Genomic DNA, 16,153 nt, shown 5'->3' on the forward strand with positions numbered 1-16,153 from the left:
TAAAGTTTTGCTTTATAAATAAAAAATAGAAGCGGTTTGAATCGTTTCTATTTTTTATTCGGATAAATTTTAAAATAAACTTCTTTGTTTGTTTTTTTCTTTTTCTTGTTCGCTGAAAATTTTAATTTCTCCGTATTGCCCGTCAAAGCCAGGCTTGATGATTAAATTGCCTTGGCGCGCCCGCTTTACGGCCTCGGCTATTGCCGGATCGGTTATAGCCGTTAAATCTTTTAGGCTAATATTTAATAAAATATTAAGCTCGTTAGCTCCTGATTTTATTAAATTATTATACGCTGACCGCACTCTTTTTGAATACCTTGATTTAACGTCTAAAGCTTCGGCGATTATTTTATCAAGCTCAACTAATTTAATAAACGGCGCAGCCGATAAAGGTTTAAAGCCTAAAGGTCGGTCAGCCAGTTCGTCAACTCGGTTCATCACGCCGATAGTTAAAGATTTTTTGCAAACCGGACAAATATTTTTATGTTTTTTAGTTTGTTCCGGAGTAAAGCTTACGCCGCAGGCGCGATGGCCGTCATAATGGTACATGCCTTCTTCCGGATAAAATTCTATAGTGTATTTAATGCCGGCGGCGCCATTCTGAGAAATTTTTTTATTTTTAATAATATCATAAATTTCATCATAGTTGATAATTTTCATCTCAAACACATTGGCTTCGCGCGCGATATTCGGTAAAGAATGAGCGTCGGAATTGGAAAGCACGGTTAATTTATCCAAAGCCGATAAGCGCCAATTCATCTCCGGGTCGCTTGAAAGTCCGGTTTCTATGGCGTAAATATTTTCCGTATACTCGTGAAAGCATTCTTCCATTTTATCAAAGCCTGATTTTGAACCGAAAACCGCGAACCACGGCGTCCAAATATGCGCCGGATAAATTAAAAATCTTTTATCAATCCCTAGGCACAATTTCATTAAAGTCGGGGCGCTCATGCCTAATATCGGCCGTCCGTCCGAGCGAATATTATATTTTTTATCTAAAAAATTATTTAATTCCTCAACCGCTTTTATGTTGGGCGCGTGGATTACTAAGTGAATGCGCCTGGCTTTGCCCCCGTCTTTATAAATTAAGGCTACTTCGGTTGATAAAATAAATTTTACCCTATCGTCTTTAGCGCTTTTTAGTTTATATAGCCCGGCTCCTCCTCCTGGCAAGGGGGAGCTAGAGGGGGTTATTTCTTCCAATTTATTTTTTATATCGGAAAACCAAAGAGGATAAGTAAAATCACCGGTAGCGATTATATCAACGCCCTTAATTCGGCAGGCGGCGTCAATATTTTCCAATGTCAGCTCCGGCGAGCAGGAGCGGGAATATTTAGAATGGATATGTAAATCTAAAATTTGCTGCATAAAATATATTATAATATACCTAAAAATTCCGCAAATAATAGTAAATTTTCGTGCGAGGACTGTTTGAGGACGCCATTAGGCGGACGAGTTCCGCAGTAGAAAATTTGCTGTTATTTGCGGAATTTTATCTGTTTAATAATTTAAGAAGCTAGGCTATTTTACCCAAAATATTTTAAATGCTTGCCAATCGGCAGGCCTCTTTGCTTCTCGCCGACATCAACGTCCAGCCATTTATCATTAATTTTTACCTGCAAATATTGATGTAATATAAAATTAACAAACACATGCCGGCGCCTTATATCCTCTTCTTTAAACCAGCCGCTACTAACCAAAAAAATTTTCAATAAATAATTATTTACCGTACACGGTAAATAACCGCCCATCCGCCAGGCCTCGTCTAAAGATTTAAACAAATAATTGAATTTTAAAAAAGTATTAAAGCGCTCGGAGCGATATCTTGAGCCAAGATAATCATAAGCTAATCGTAAAAATTCTTCGTCCGTACGCGACTGCGCTTTATACTCTTCAATTTTTACTCGCATTTCAGCCGGCATCTGCTCGGGAATTTTTTCTTCAGAAAAACCCAAATGCGGAATAACTAAACGAGATAAAACAAAAACTAATAAAATATAAATTGCGATAATATAGACAATATAATAGATCATATATTAAATATTTTTTCTTCTGTCCGCTTCGGCTAACTGCTCCGGCGTATTTATACCAAACCATTGATCGGGATTTTTTAATTTTACCGCGGCCAGTTTAGACCGGCTGGCTAAAGCCTCTTCTATGAAACTGGGCAACCCGTATTCTCCTAGGCCGCTGATCGGCTTTAAATTTAAATAATGCTTTTTAAACCAAGCCCTTTTAAAGCAAAAAGTGTTAGTGTTAATTTCTCTAACTTCCTCTAATTCCGGCGTCATATTTTCTTTTTCCACGATTTTCATCACCTGGCCGTTCTCCCCGCGGACAACGCGCCCCAGCCCCTTAGGGTCAGGCGGCTCGCAAGTCAAAATGCTGATATCATTATTATTTTCTAGATGCAATTCAATTAATTCAAAAAGCGAATTGAATTTATAAAAAGCCGAATCATCGCCGTTTATTACCAAAAAATTAGTAAAATTTGCCGGCAACGCGCTTTCACCTATCAGCGCGGCATGAGCCGTGCCTAAACGCTCAGTTTGCGCGGCATAAATATAACCTTGGCCGATGGTTTCTTTAACTAATTCGGCCTTAAAACCGACTACTAAAAAAATTTGGCTTTTATCCAGCCCTCCCTTTTCTAATTCTTCTAAAATATAACTGATAATCGGCCGCTCGTTTATTTTATAAAGCACCTTGGGCAAATCAACGCAACCCAGCCTTTTACCCTGGCCGGCCGCTAAAATCACTATAGCGAAATTTTTTAATTTCTGCTCCATATTAATTTAATTTATTTTCAATAACCTCTCCTATTTTTTCAGCCAAATTTTTAATTTCTTTTTCATCTTTTCCCTCAACCATTATCCGGCATAAAAGCTCGGTGCCGCTATAGCGCACTAATACCCTGCCTTCTGCGCCTAAATATTTTTCCGTGTCTTTTATCGCCTTGTTAATTTCCGGCACGGTAGAAAAATCCGGTTTAGTTTTTACTTTGACATTAATTAATATTTTAGGCGCCAAATAAACTTCTTTGGCTAATTCCGACAGCGGTTTATTAAAATATTTCATTGCCGAAAGCAGCATCAAACCGCTTAATATGCCGTCGCCGGTCGTATGATAATCTAAAAAAATAATATGCCCGGATTCTTCGCCTCCTAAAACTGCTTTTTCATTTACTAACGCCCTATAAACTTGCCTATCACCTACGTCAGTTTGGAAATGCCTAATTCCCAAATTTCTTAAACCATTAATGAAACCGATATTACTCATCGATGTACTAGCAACCAGATTATTTTTTAAAATATCTTTTTTCTTTAGCATTTTAGCGCAGATATAAAGCAAGTGGTCTCCGGTTAAACGCTCTCCTTTTTCATCAATAGCGATTAATCTGTCGCCGTCCCCGTCAAAAGCCAAGCCGATATCGGCTCGCTTTTTAAGAACCGCTTTTTGCAAATCTTCGGCGTGCTCGGATCCGCAAGCTTTGTTTATATTTTTCCCGTTCGGAGAATTAAAAATCACCGCTGCTTCCGCGTCCAATTTCTTAAAAATATAGGGAGCAACTTTAAATGTTGCTCCGTTAGCGCAGTCTAAAACAATCTTTAAGCCTTTTAAATTGCCGCCATTTAAAATATTTATCAAAAATTCGGCGTATTTTTTATTATAATCATTAAGTGATCTCGCGTTAGAATCAGCTATAATTTCTAGGGCGGCCGGGTAAGCTCTCCTCCCGGCGCGGGCCTTCCCTCCGGCTATTAATTTTTCTATCTGCTCTTCTTCAAGGTCCGTTAATTTCGCGCCGTCGTTTTTAAAAATTTTAAAGCCGTTATGGTTGTAAGGATTATGCGAAGCTGAAATCACTAATCCTAAACCGGCGCTTTCCTTTTTTGCTAAATAAGCTATGGCCGGAGTCGGGATTATTCCGGCTGAAATTATTTTACCGCCAGACTCTACTATGCCCCGTGAAACCGCCAATTCCAATAAAGGGCCGGACGCCCTGGTGTCTCGGCCGATAATTATTACCGGCGTGATTTTGTTTTTTCGGCAATACTGCATTAAAGCCTTGCCCAGTTTAAATGCCAGCACTTCATTCATGGTTTCGCTTCCCGCCACGCCCCTGATGCCGTCGGTGCCGAATAATTTTTTCATAAAATAAAAAATATTTTACCATTATTTAACTACAACCAGCCAATTAGCCGCCAAATCCGAATTTTCTTCGTCAGCCTTAAAGCCAAGCGCTAAACTAAATTTTACTGATGCGTTGTTTTTATTATCCATTCCAGCCCAAAACCTAAGGCCGGAAAATTTTTTCTCATAAATATCCATCGCGAATAAGGTGAAATTTTTCATCAGCCCCTTACCCCGAAAACTTGGATAAGAACGCCAAACGGCCGTATGCCAATAAGTTTGCTCTTTATCTTTTTCCTCGATTCCAAACTTTATTGATTTTTTACCCAGTGATTTTGGTCCAAACCAAACTAATGCGGCTAAGGCATCAGTTCGTTTGTGAATAAGCATAAATGGCGTGCGATCTTTCCTATACCAATCTTCATAAGAGCCTTCGCCAAAACGCCTTCTGTCGCCAGTATTATTTTGCAGATCAACGTCGGTTTTATCCAGAGATAATCGTTGAAGTTGCTCGGTATATTTTTTATCAAGCCCGATAAAAATACTAAATTCTTCGCCGTCTTTAGTTATGGCGTCGGCAATATGAACCGAACTGTAAATCGGCAGAGGCAGCGAAAAATTTTCTAAATTTTTTTTAGAAATAATTTTCATATATTTATTCCACGGTTACCGACTTTGCTAAATTCCTCGGCTTATCAACGTCCCGGCCGTTTAACACCGCCATATGATAAGCGAATAATTGCAAAGGAATGGTGGCCAAGATCGGCGTCAACATTTCCAAAGTTTTCGGTATATAAATTACTTGGTCCGCCACTTCTTTTATTTTAGTATCGCCTTCCGTGGCGATGGCGATAATTTTCCCGCGGCGCGCTTTTATTTCCTGCATGTTGGAATAATTCTTTTCATAAACGCTGTCGGCCGGCGCGATGACTAAAGAAGGAAAATTTTCGTCCAGTAAAGCGATAGAGCCATGCTTCATTTCGCCGGAAACAAAGCCTTCGGCATGAATATAGGAAATTTCTTTTAATTTAAGCGCGCCTTCAAAGGCCACCGGGTGATTATATTTCCTGCCCAGATAAGCAAAATGCTTAGATTGATAAAACTCTTGGGCAATTTTCTTTATCTCTTTTTCAGTGGATAAAACCTGCTTTATTTTATCCGGCAGCTTAATCAATTCCTGAAGGATTCTCTGCCCCATGACTAAAGACATTTGCCTTTGCCGGCCCATCATTACAGCCATTAAAGCCAGAATCGCGACTTGCGAGGTAAAAGCCTTGGTTGAAGCCACGGAAGTTTCCGGCCCGATATGATTATAAATTCCGGCGTCGGTCTCGCGGGCGATAGTTGAGCCAACGACGTTAACAATGCCTAAAACCAGCGCGCCTTTTTCTTTAGCTTCCCTCAGCGCGGCCAAAGTGTCGGCGGTTTCACCCGATTGGCTTAAAGCGATAACTAAAGTTTTATTGTCTAAAACCGGCTTGCGATAGCGAAACTCGGACGCATAATCAACTTCCGTTGATATGCCGGCGTATTCTTCAAACATATATTCGCCGACCAAACCGGCATGGCGCGCCGTGCCGCAGGCAACGATTACAATTTTTTCTATTCCTCTTATTTTATCAACCACTTGATCCAAACCGCCTAATTTAGCCTTGCCTTCGTCTAAAATAATCCGGCCGCGCAGGCTATTGGCGATTGAAGCCGGCTGTTCAAATATCTCTTTAAGCATAAAATGCGGAAAGCCGCCTTTTTCGCTTTCTTCTAAGTTCCAATCAATCTCTGTGGTTTCCTTGGCCACAGTTTCATTTTTTAAATTATAAATTTTAAGGCCGTCGCCGTTTATTTCGGCTATTTCATTATCATCCAAATATATAACTTGCTTAGTGTAGCGGATTATGGCCGAAACGTCGGAAGCAATGATAGTTTCATTGTCGGCCAAGCCTAAAACCAAAGGCGAACCGCATCTGGCCGCCAATAATTTGTCCGGTTCGTCAACGTGATAAAGCGCCAAGCCGTATGTGCCTTTTAAAATTTTTAAAGCCTTGATTAAAGTAGTTGTTAAGTTGCCGTCATATAAATCTTCTAAAAGATGCGCGATCACTTCCGTGTCGGTTTGCGAAACGAATTTATGCCCTTTGGCGATTAACCGGGTTTTTAATTCCTGATAATTTTCTATAATGCCGTTATGCACCAGCCAAATTTTTTTCTGGCAATCGCAATGCGGATGCGCGTTTTCTTCCGACGGCGCGCCATGAGTGGCCCAGCGCGTATGAGCGATGCCTAAGCCCGACCCCTTAACCGAAGACAAATCCATAAGATTTAATTTCTTCTCTAGCTCCGCGATTTTACCCACAGCCTTAGACGTAAAAACGCCAGCCGCGGTTTTTATTGATATGCCCGAGCTGTCATAGCCCCGATATTCAAGCCGCTTTAAGCCATCAAGCAAAATCGGCAAAACATTATTTTTTCCAATATAACCGACGATTCCACACATATATTTCTTGTCATTGCGAGGAGCCTCAGCGACGAAGCAATCTCACGAACGACATATTATTATATAAATTTCCACAGTTGCAAAAATATTGTTTTCTGCGTCTGATAGATCATTTCATTCTCTATAATCACCCCCACCGGATTATTGCGGCTGTCGCGGGAGATAAAAGCGCATTTATCCGCGTAAATTAAAATATAAGTCATATTATCTTCACTCTCCCGATCGGTTTTAAGCCATTTTCTTTCGTCTAGGCCGTAAGTGCCGCCGCCGGAAGATAAAGAAATAGTATTAACTTTTATCTTGCTCTTAATTCTCTTTTTATTAAAATCCGGATAAGCGCCATAAACGTCTTCGCGCACCCCGGCCGCGGAATAAACATAATATTCTTTAACTTCAAGCTCTTTAGCCGAATTTAAAATATCATCTAAAATAAACTTTATGCCTGCTTTGCCTTCATAAAATTTAGTCACCGGCTTATTGCCGCCCTTTTCCTGAAGCGATTTCAGCTCGGGAATTAATTCTTTGATTTTTTCCCCGGCGTTTTTAAGCTCGTCCGCGCGGTCAGCCAGTAATTTTAAAATTTTTTCCGGATCTTCAGCCACGAAATGTTGCCTGGTGTTTTTATGGAAAAAGCTCACCAGCCCGGCTTCCTGCAGTTTTTTTAAAATGTCGTAAGTCGTGCCGCGATTTAAATTAGTTAAGGAAGCTAAATTTCTAACCGAGCCGGCGCCATGCTCTAAGAGCGATAAATAAACAGCGGTTTCTTTATCGCCTAAGCCTAATTTTTTTAAAATGGCTATGTCCATATTATTTTCTCCTCTTCTCGCGAAGGAGAGGCTAAGTAAGACTAATATTTTTAATAATTTGTTGGCCGGTTTGGCAATTAAATTTTATTCCATCATGCCCTTCAGCTTTAGCTTTATTTATTAACTGCCTTAATTTATTTAGATCTTCTTTTTGGCAAAATTTCTGGCAATTAACGCAATTTATATTTTTAAGCTTCTTGCCGCTAGATTTCTTCTTAAACATAATAAATTTTCTCATCGTAAATTGTTATTTAATCAGCATAACTCAATAATTTATTATTGTCAATAATTTTTCTACAATAATATAATATAATAAAATAAATAGCTTAAATTAGCTATTTATTTATAATATACTTGTCAACTAATATAACTACAATTATAAAGTTATCCACAGTAAAAGGCATTATAGTTTTATTAAAATTTTTGGCCGTAGAGCTTTGCTCGCTAAAAATTTTAATAAAACACATTATATTTTTGGAAAATATTATTTATCCCCGTAGGGGGAAAACCTTTTTTGAAAAGGTTTTTAAAAACAATTAAAAAAGCACCATGGTTCCGGCGCTGGCCTACTCTCCCAGGGCTTATGCCCAAGTACCATCGGCGCTGATGAGCTTGACTTCCGTGTTCGGGATGGGAACGGGTATGGCCTCATCGCTAGAAGCACCAGAACTATGATGCCTTTTTATATGTTTATCAAAAAAGTATAGAGATTGCTTAAGCAATTTATTTTTTCAAAACAAAAATGTGGGAAAATCAGATGGTTTATTAGTACTCCTCGGCTTAAACCCTTACGGGCCTTACACCTAGAGCCTATCAAGGTCATATTCTCTGACCAACCTATGAAACCTAATCTTGAAGACGGCTTCACGCTTAGATGCTTTCAGCGTTTATCCTAACCGAAGATAGCTACCCAGCGATGCCCTTGGTAGAACAGCTGGTACACTAGAGCTTCGTCACTCTCGGTCCTCTCGTACTAAAGAGTGTCCTTCTCAAGTTTCCGCGACCATAGTAGATAGGAGACCGACCTGTCTTACGACGGTCTGAACCCAGCTCGCGTGCCGCTTTAATGGGCGAACAGCCCAACCCTTGGGAGCTTCTCCACCCCCAGGATGCGACGAGCCGACATCGAGGTGCCGAACCTTGCCGTCGCTGTGGACGCTTGGGCAAGACTAGCCTGTTATCCCCGGAGTAGCTTTTATCCGATGAGCTTCCGCCGTCCTATTTCGTACGGTCGGATCACTAAGTTCCGCTTTCGCGACTGCTCGACTTGCTGGTCTTGCAGTAAAGCTGGCTTGTGCCTTTACACTATCTCCCGGATTTCCATCCCGGGATAGCCAACCTTTGTAAACGCCTCCGTTACATTTTGGGAGGCATCCGCCCCAGACAAACTACCCACCAGATACTGTTCCCAACCCGGATTCACGGGATTTGGGTTAGATTTAAAGGCACACAAGGGTGGTATCTCACTGGCGTCCGCCTTACGGCGAACTCCCACCTATACTGAACATGCGTACCCCTAACTCAATATCAAGCTATAGTAAAGCTTCACGGGGTCTTTTCGTCCAACTATGGTTAACGAGCATCTTTACTCGTCTTGCAATTTCACCGAGTCCTTCGTTGAGACAGTATTCAAGTTGTTATGCCATTCGTGCAGGTCGGAACTTACCCGACAAGGAATTTCGCTACCTTAGGACCGTTATAGTTACGGCCGGCGTTCATCCGCGCTTAAGTTTAAAGCTGCCCCCGCCTTGCGGCGGGATGACTTCTCCCCTTAACGTTCGGACACTGGCCAGGCATCACCCCCTATACATCCTCTTTCGAGTTAGCAGGGAGCTGTGTTTTTGTTAAACAGTCACTTGAATTCTTTAGCTGCGGCCCGCCTTCGCACTTCGCTCCGCTACGTGCTTCGGCGAGGCGCAGCCCCTAACAAAATTATGCTTGGGGCTGCGCCTCGCCGAAGCTTTTCACGAAGTGAAAAGCGAAGGCGGGCAGGTCTTATTGCGAACTTACGACCGCTATTTTGCCGAGTTCCTTAACGAAGGTTCTCTCGTACACCTTAGGCTTCTCGCCTCACTTACCTGTGTCGGTTTGCGGTACGGTTGCCATAATCCTTTCGCCTTGCGGCGACCCTAGAGGTTTTTCTGGGCGGTTTATCCATTTGAATTGACTCCACCAGAGGCTTCGTCTTTTAACGACGCTCGAAAATATCGGCCCGGATTTGCCTAGGCCTATTTCTCGCGCCATTAACGTTCATACCATTAAAAACGCTCAAACTTTTAAACCGCGTCCCCCCATTGGAAGATTACGGCAGTGCTGGAATATTAACCAGCTCATCCATCGGCTACGCCCGCACTACACGGGCCTCGTCTTAGGACCGACTAACCCTGGGTCGATTTGCGTTGCCCAGGAAACCTTAAGTTTTCGGTGGGCAGGGTTTTTGCCTGCCTTTTTGCTACTCATGCCAACATTCTCTCTTCTAAATCCTCCACTCAAATTCACATTTAAGCTTCAGCGAATTTAGAATGCTCCTCTACCGCTCTCTGCCCGAAGGCAGAAAACCCACATCTTCGGTAATATGCTTAGCCCCGATATATTTTCGGCGCGCGGCAACTTGACTAGTGAGCTATTACGCTATCTTTAAAGGATGGCTGCTTCTAAGCCAACCTCCTAGTTGTCGCAGTCGCGACACCACCTTTTACACTTAGCATATATTTAGGGACCTTAGATTGTGATTAGGGCTGTTTCCCTTTAGACTAATGAACCTTAGCGCCCATAGTCTGACTCCTGAGCTTAACTTCCAGGTATTCGGAGTTTGGTTAAGGACAGTATCTTGCGACCTATCCTCATTCAGTGCTCTACCCCCTGAAAGGAACACTCAAGGCTAGCCCAAAAGCTATTTCGAGGAGAACCAGCTATTGCCGAGTTCGATTGGAATTTCACCTCTAACCACGATTCCTCCCCTAGTTTTGCACGGCTAGTGGGTTCGGTCCTTCCCCTCGATTTCTCGAGGGTTCAACCTGATCATGGCTAGATCACACGGCTTCGGGTCTTGTATATGCGACTTCGTCACGCCAAAGCTTTCAAAGCGGAGGCGGACCTGCTTTATAAGCAATCCGTCTTCGCTTAAAGCTACGACGTGACATGCGGGCTATTAACCCTCGCTTTCACTACACATGCTCCCGCTCTGCGGGATTATGTAAGCCACATACAGCAAACTCGTTGGCTCATTCCTCAATAGGCACACCGTCATCCTCCTACGCTCCTCACTTCGTTCGGAGCTACGGCGAGACGAGCCCGCTAATAATTAACAGGCTTGTCACGCCGAAGCTCTTTGCGGAGCAAAGAGCGTAGGAGGACTCCGATTCTTTGTAAGTATATGGTTTCAGATACTATTTCATCTCCCTTAACGGGATGCTTTTCACCTTTCCCTCACGGTACTTGTTCACTATCGATCTCAAGAAGTATTTAGTCTTGGGTCATAGTCGACCCGGCTTCGTACGGGATTTCACGAGTCCCGTAGTACTTAAGATAGTTATCGCAGAGTAATAATTCCTTTCGCTTACGGGGCTGTCACCCGCTCTGGCAGAGCTTTCCAGCTCGCTTCAACTAGAAAATTACTTTTGTTTTACCTCTACCTTACTCTTCTGGAAGTAATAACAACTATCTTGCAACACCCTTAAAACATATGGATCCAGATCCTTCAGCTCCCCGCCAATAAATTGGCAGAAAACGCAGTTTAAAAGGTTTAGACTGTTCCCCTTTCGCTCGCCACTACTTAGGGAATTAACACACTTTATAGAATCCATAGATTCGAAAATCCGTGCTTCTATAAAGAGTGCTTTATTTTTTTCTTTTCCTCCGGCTACTAAGATGTTTCAATTCACCGGGTAGTCGTCTCACCAGCCTATGTATTCAGCTGGCGGACGTTCCGATATTAATCGGAACAGGTTTCCCCATTCGGACATCCTCGGGTCAAAGGTTGCTTGCCACCTAACCGAGGCTTATCGCAGGCTGCTACGTCCTTCATCGTCTTCTTGAGTCAAGGCATTCACCATATACTCTTAATGAGATTTTCCCACACTTCTATTTTAAAAGTGTGTATTATTTTTGTTTATTTATTATTAATAGCTAATAATATTTAAGATGCTTAGTTCTCTAATTTACCCTGTTAAATAAATTTGCTTTAGCAAATTTCCGCGTAGCGGATTTAACAGGGTGAACTTTATTTTTTATTCATCCCCACACCGTCACATAGGTGTTAGGGATTTAACTTATTTGACTGCTTGTTAAAGTCCGCGTTATTTTCATAACCTATAATTTATAACCCCAGTTTTAGAGTTGCAAATTGCTAGTTACGACCTGCTATTTAGAGAAACAAAAAACCGCCTGTCAAGCGGTAAGTTAATGCGAAAAATCAGCCGAGCTTAACCGCTTGTAAGTTTAATGGAAAATGAAAGTATTTTCATAAAATTTATAGAAGTTTTAACTAACTGGTATTATAACCTATACATATAATCTGTCAAGGGGTAATAAAGACCTGAAAATACAGCCTAAAATTAGCTATATTATAATATCCTAAACTTCTCCAATAACTCCGGATTATTCATATGGCTTTGCGCCACTTCTTTGGCAATAACCTTCGCATCATACAGCCTCTTTAAATCATGGTCTAAACTTACCATGCCTTCTTTGGAACTGGTTTCAATCACGGTTTTAATCTGGGCGATTTTACTTTCTCTGATTAGATTGGACACGGCCGGAGTATTGGTAAGAATTTCTCTGGCCGCTATGCGTCCGCCGCCTATTTTTACGAGTAGGCGCTGGGAAATTACCGCCGCTAAAGTCATGGACAACTGCATCCTGACTTGCGTCTGCTGATGGGGCGGAAAAATATCAATAATGCGGTCAATGGTTTGCGCCGCGCTGTAAGTATGCAAAGTGGCTAAAACCAAATGCCCGGTTTCGGCCAAAGTGATGGTCATGCCAATAGTTTCCAGATCGCGCATCTCGCCCACCATAATGACATTCGGGTCTTGCCTTAAAACATGCTTTAAGCCTTGGCCGAAAGAAATCATGTCGGTGCCTAACTGTCTTTGCGAGATAACACTTTTGTCATGCTTAAACCTAAACTCAATCGGATCTTCTAAAGTGACAATGCTGCATTTTCTTTTCTGATTAATATAATTTATCATGGCCGCCAAGGTAGTTGATTTACCGCAGCCGGTTGGGCCGGTGACTAAGATCAAGCCTTGCTGCAGATTAAGTAAATCGTAAACCACTTTAGGCATTAACAAATCTTCCAAATTGGGAATATTATCGGTTATGACTCTGGCCACCAGCCCCAGATTGCCTCTTTCATAAAGCAAATTTATCCTAAACCTGGTTTCATCATCATCCTCGTAGCCGAAATCTAATTCTTTGTCGGCAATAAACCTTTTCTTTTGTTCTTCGTTGATCAAGGGGAAAGCCATCTGTTCAATATCTTTTCTTGATAAAATTTTCTTAGGATCTATCGCGATTAGCTCGCCGTCAATCCTTAATAAAGCCGGAGCATCAGCGACTAAATGGATATCCGAGGCGCCCTTTTTAACCGATAATTTAAAAATGTCTTGCATGGTCATATGATTGAAAAAAAAAATTATTAAAATCAAACTTTAAAAAAAATTTCAAAGTTTACCAATTTTTATTTATTAAGCCTTCCTCGGCCGCGGCCACTTGAGCTTCCTGCTTTGACGTGCCTTTGCCTTGAGAAACCATTTCGTTATTTAAATAAAGCCCGACCACAAAATCTTTGGCATGATCCGGCCCGGACTCGCTTAAAACTTTATAGTGCGGAGTCACGCCGTAAACCTCTTGGGCTTTTTCCTGAAATTTTGACTTAGGATCAAGGTAAAGCTTATTGGTTAAAATATTGTCCAATTTGGAAAGAATGAAAGCTTTGACGAATTTTTTTGCGGGCTTCAAGCCTTGGTCTAAATAGAGCGCGCCGATGATAGCTTCCATGGCGTTGGCTAAAATATATTGCCGCGCTTTTGAATTTTTATCTTTAGCTTCGCCTTTGGATAAATATAAATATTTATCTATGCCGAGTTCATCGGCGATTACGGCCAACATCCGATAATTGACCAAACTGGCCCGCCAATTTGTTAGGTCGCCTTCCGGGGTTTGCATAAAATCATGGTAGAGAATTTCCGTAACGATTATTTCTAAAACCGCGTCGCCTAAAAATTCCAAACGCTCGTTATGGTATAATTCAAAATCAGGATGCTCGTTTAAATACGATCGGTGCACGACCGCTTGCTTTAAAAGGTCAAGATTCTTAAATTTAACATCCATTAAGGCTTCTAATTTGAAAAAATCTTTCATAGTTTCACTGTCATTGCGAGGAGTGATAGCGACGAAGCAATCTCACGTATAATTACATATCGTAAAACTTTCCACTTTATTTTAACATCTCATTCGTAAGATTGTGAAGTTTATCCCGAGCGATAGCGAGGGACCCGCGTTTTCTTTCAGAAGCTCGCAATGACAAAAATTTAATTAGTCTCTCATTTTAATTATTAGCTGGTTCCTTGATTTGCGGCCCGCCTGCCGGCGAGGCAGGCTTCTCCTTCTTTACAATAGTTTCGGCTACGTCTTTATAAATCGCGCCTAAAACGCCGTTGACAAACTTGCCCGACGACTCTCCGCCGAAAGTTTTGGCGATTTCAATGGCTTCGTTTATAGCTACTTTTGAAGGTATATCCTGATCAAAAACCAATTCATAAACGCCGATGCGCAAAATATTCCTGTCAACGATAGTAATCTGGTCTAAAGGCCATTCGGTGGCATATTTGGTTATATAGCCGTCAATTTCCGCTTCATATTTTATTACGCCGTTTATTATGCTTTTAACAAAACCATGATCGTTAAATTTCGGGGCGAATTGCTTAAAATTTTGCTCTATCAAATTATTTAAGTTCTGCTCCCGCCGACCGTTAAAATCCCAAGAAAACAGAGTTTGCATGGCAATGGTCCTGGCTAAATGGCGATTAGACATAAATTATTCTATAATCATAAATCATATAAAATTTTATATGATACGATATAATTTTTGTTTATCCCCGTAGGGGGAAAGTATTGAAAACTTTTTCTAAAAAAGTTGTCAAAGGTTTTCTATTTCTTCTCTTTCTTAATCTTAGTTTTTATCTTTAAAACATCGCGCCCTTTATATGAGCCGCAAAACTTGCAAGCGGTATGAGGCAGCACGGCCTTGCCGCATTTAGGGCATTTATTTAGTTTAACTTTTTTTAAAGCCTGATGCGAACGGCCGCGGCGGGCTTCGCTTCTAGACCTTCGTTTGGCTGGTACGGACATAAATATTAAGTCAAAAATCAAAAGTCAAAAGCCTGCCTGCCGGCAGGCAGGTCAAAAGTTTATAAACTAGGCTTCAGTTCTGAATTTTGGTTCACATTAATTATTAAATTTAATCTTATTATAACTTAAAAAATCAACTTAAGTCAAGAGCAAATAAAAAATCTAGACAATCAGCATGGCGTCGCCATAACTGTAAAAACGGTATTTTTTTTTAATCGCTTCCCTATAAGCTGTAAATATTTTTTTTCTGCCGGCCAGCGCGCTCACTAGCATCACCAGCGTTGATTTAGGCAAATGAAAATTAGTTATCATGGCATCAACAATTCTAAATTTATAACCCGGGTAGATGAAGATATTAACCCAATTTTTATAATCTACTAGCCTATGCTTTATTTCTTTGGTTTTACAATTTTTTTTGTCCCTAATTTTCAATTTCCCCCGCTCGAGGCGGGACAAGCAATTTTCAATTTTCAATTCATTAAATACAGCTTCCAGCGTCCTAACGCTAGTCGTGCCGACGGCAACAATTCTTCTGCCCTCCAATTTAGCTTTTATAATATTACCTAAAGTTTTTTTATTTATCTCAATCCGTTCCGCGTGCATTTTATGTTTGGCAATATCATCAACTTTTACCGGCGCGAACGTGCCTAGGCCAACTTGCAAAGTGACATATTCAATTTGCACGCCCTTGTTTTTTAATTTCTCCAGTAGCGCCGGCGTAAAATGAAACCCGGCCGTGGGCGCGGCTACCGAACCGATTTTTTTATCATCCGCATAAACCGTCTGGTAATTTATTTTATCATTCATTAGCTTTGAGTTTTGCGTTTTGACATTTGGCATTCTCTTAATATATGGCGGCAGCGGCACTCGGCCGATTTTTTGCACTATTTTCATAAATTCTCCGCCGCTTTTATTAAATTTCACGTTCCAGGTTCCATCTAAATTATTTTTTATAATTTCCGCCTTTAGTCCTTTAGTAAATTCAATTTTTAAATTTTCTTTTCTTCTTTGGCTGCCGATTAAGCATTGCCAAATATTGCCCCCTTTAACAAAGGCATGTCCCGAGTATTCCCGAGGGAGGGGCAGGGGGGATTTTTTCAACAGAAACACTTCAACTTTTCCTCCGGTGCTTACCCGCTTGCCGATGAGCCTGGCCGGCATAACTTTTGTGTTATTTAATACCAGCGCGTCGCCGGCTTTTAAATAATCAATAATATCATAAAAATGCTTATGCTCAATCTCTCCGGATTTTTTATGCAAAACCAAAAGCCGCGAACGATCTCGCGGCGAAACTGGTTTCTGCGCTATTAAATTTTTCGGCAGATTATAATCAAAATCTTTAAGTTTCACAAAATTTTTAATT

The 16,153-nt window shown here is 41.2% G+C and carries 13 protein-coding genes and 2 rRNA genes; all 15 read right to left on the reverse strand.

The window, feature by feature from the left end; translation table 11 throughout:
* Positions 1 to 69: 69 nt before the first annotated feature.
* Positions 70 to 1,368, reverse strand: coding sequence for an endonuclease Q family protein (locus WC639_02770; protein ID MFA6306701.1), 1,299 nt, complete (start codon positions 1,366 to 1,368; stop codon positions 70 to 72).
* 158 nt (positions 1,369 to 1,526) lie between these two features.
* Positions 1,527 to 2,033, reverse strand: a complete 507-nt coding sequence (locus WC639_02775) for a hypothetical protein (protein ID MFA6306702.1) — start codon at positions 2,031 to 2,033, stop codon at positions 1,527 to 1,529.
* A gap of 3 nt (positions 2,034 to 2,036) precedes the next feature.
* On the reverse strand, positions 2,037 to 2,789 hold the full coding sequence (locus tag WC639_02780; GenBank protein MFA6306703.1) for a sugar phosphate nucleotidyltransferase: 753 nt from the start codon (positions 2,787 to 2,789) through the stop codon (positions 2,037 to 2,039).
* A 1-nt stretch (position 2,790) separates the two neighbouring features.
* Positions 2,791 to 4,155, reverse strand: coding sequence for a phosphoglucosamine mutase (glmM, locus tag WC639_02785; GenBank protein ID MFA6306704.1), 1,365 nt, complete (start codon positions 4,153 to 4,155; stop codon positions 2,791 to 2,793).
* 21 nt (positions 4,156 to 4,176) lie between these two features.
* Positions 4,177 to 4,785, reverse strand: coding sequence for a hypothetical protein (locus WC639_02790; protein MFA6306705.1), 609 nt, complete (start codon positions 4,783 to 4,785; stop codon positions 4,177 to 4,179).
* Positions 4,786 to 4,789: 4 nt separating this feature from the next.
* Positions 4,790 to 6,628 carry a glutamine--fructose-6-phosphate transaminase (isomerizing) gene (glmS, locus tag WC639_02795; GenBank protein MFA6306706.1) on the reverse strand — a complete coding sequence of 613 codons (1,839 nt, stop codon included), beginning with the start codon at positions 6,626 to 6,628 and terminating at the stop codon, positions 4,790 to 4,792.
* Between the two features lie 59 nt (positions 6,629 to 6,687).
* Positions 6,688 to 7,434, reverse strand: coding sequence for a helix-turn-helix domain-containing protein (locus WC639_02800; GenBank protein MFA6306707.1), 747 nt, complete (start codon positions 7,432 to 7,434; stop codon positions 6,688 to 6,690).
* 31 nt (positions 7,435 to 7,465) lie between these two features.
* Positions 7,466 to 7,657 (reverse strand): hypothetical protein, encoded by a 192-nt coding sequence (locus WC639_02805; GenBank protein MFA6306708.1) that lies wholly within the window; start codon positions 7,655 to 7,657, stop codon positions 7,466 to 7,468.
* Positions 7,658 to 7,987: 330 nt separating this feature from the next.
* Positions 7,988 to 8,102 (reverse strand): 5S ribosomal RNA (rrf, locus tag WC639_02810).
* 77 nt (positions 8,103 to 8,179) lie between these two features.
* Positions 8,180 to 11,510: ribosomal RNA gene (locus tag WC639_02815) — 23S ribosomal RNA — on the reverse strand.
* 489 nt (positions 11,511 to 11,999) lie between these two features.
* Positions 12,000 to 13,055 (reverse strand): PilT/PilU family type 4a pilus ATPase, encoded by a 1,056-nt coding sequence (locus tag WC639_02820; GenBank protein MFA6306709.1) that lies wholly within the window; start codon positions 13,053 to 13,055, stop codon positions 12,000 to 12,002.
* A gap of 52 nt (positions 13,056 to 13,107) precedes the next feature.
* Complete coding sequence (gene rnc, locus WC639_02825) at positions 13,108 to 13,800, reverse strand: ribonuclease III (GenBank protein MFA6306710.1); 693 nt, start codon at positions 13,798 to 13,800, stop codon at positions 13,108 to 13,110.
* A gap of 187 nt (positions 13,801 to 13,987) precedes the next feature.
* Positions 13,988 to 14,473, reverse strand: a complete 486-nt coding sequence (gene nusB, locus WC639_02830) for a transcription antitermination factor NusB (GenBank protein ID MFA6306711.1) — start codon at positions 14,471 to 14,473, stop codon at positions 13,988 to 13,990.
* A 116-nt stretch (positions 14,474 to 14,589) separates the two neighbouring features.
* The gene (gene rpmF / locus WC639_02835) at positions 14,590 to 14,790 is read right to left on the reverse strand and encodes a 50S ribosomal protein L32 (protein ID MFA6306712.1); all 201 of its coding nucleotides are present in this window, start codon (positions 14,788 to 14,790) and stop codon (positions 14,590 to 14,592) included.
* A 162-nt stretch (positions 14,791 to 14,952) separates the two neighbouring features.
* Positions 14,953 to 16,140, reverse strand: a complete 1,188-nt coding sequence (gene queA / locus WC639_02840; GenBank protein ID MFA6306713.1) for a tRNA preQ1(34) S-adenosylmethionine ribosyltransferase-isomerase QueA — start codon at positions 16,138 to 16,140, stop codon at positions 14,953 to 14,955.
* Between the last annotated feature and the right edge of the window lie 13 nt (positions 16,141 to 16,153).

The organism is Patescibacteria group bacterium, from assembly GCA_041662965.1.
Taxonomy (GTDB): Bacteria; Patescibacteriota; Patescibacteriia; order Patescibacteriales; family GWC2-42-12; genus JACPHD01.

What these genes read in the sequence shown, in the direction of transcription:
- WC639_02770 (MFA6306701.1), bottom strand. Translation starts at nt 1,368, where the DNA reads ATGCAGCAAATTTTAGATTTACATATCCATTCTAAATATTCCCGCTCC.
- WC639_02775 (MFA6306702.1), bottom strand. Translation starts at nt 2,033, where the DNA reads ATGATCTATTATATTGTCTATATTATCGCAATTTATATTTTATTAGTT.
- WC639_02780 (MFA6306703.1), bottom strand. Translation starts at nt 2,789, where the DNA reads ATGGAGCAGAAATTAAAAAATTTCGCTATAGTGATTTTAGCGGCCGGC.
- glmM (MFA6306704.1), bottom strand. Translation starts at nt 4,155, where the DNA reads ATGAAAAAATTATTCGGCACCGACGGCATCAGGGGCGTGGCGGGAAGC.
- WC639_02790 (MFA6306705.1), bottom strand. Translation starts at nt 4,785, where the DNA reads ATGAAAATTATTTCTAAAAAAAATTTAGAAAATTTTTCGCTGCCTCTG.
- glmS (MFA6306706.1), bottom strand. Translation starts at nt 6,628, where the DNA reads ATGTGTGGAATCGTCGGTTATATTGGAAAAAATAATGTTTTGCCGATT.
- WC639_02800 (MFA6306707.1), bottom strand. Translation starts at nt 7,434, where the DNA reads ATGGACATAGCCATTTTAAAAAAATTAGGCTTAGGCGATAAAGAAACC.
- WC639_02805 (MFA6306708.1), bottom strand. Translation starts at nt 7,657, where the DNA reads ATGTTTAAGAAGAAATCTAGCGGCAAGAAGCTTAAAAATATAAATTGC.
- WC639_02820 (MFA6306709.1), bottom strand. Translation starts at nt 13,055, where the DNA reads ATGACCATGCAAGACATTTTTAAATTATCGGTTAAAAAGGGCGCCTCG.
- rnc (MFA6306710.1), bottom strand. Translation starts at nt 13,800, where the DNA reads ATGAAAGATTTTTTCAAATTAGAAGCCTTAATGGATGTTAAATTTAAG.
- nusB (MFA6306711.1), bottom strand. Translation starts at nt 14,473, where the DNA reads ATGTCTAATCGCCATTTAGCCAGGACCATTGCCATGCAAACTCTGTTT.
- rpmF (MFA6306712.1), bottom strand. Translation starts at nt 14,790, where the DNA reads ATGTCCGTACCAGCCAAACGAAGGTCTAGAAGCGAAGCCCGCCGCGGC.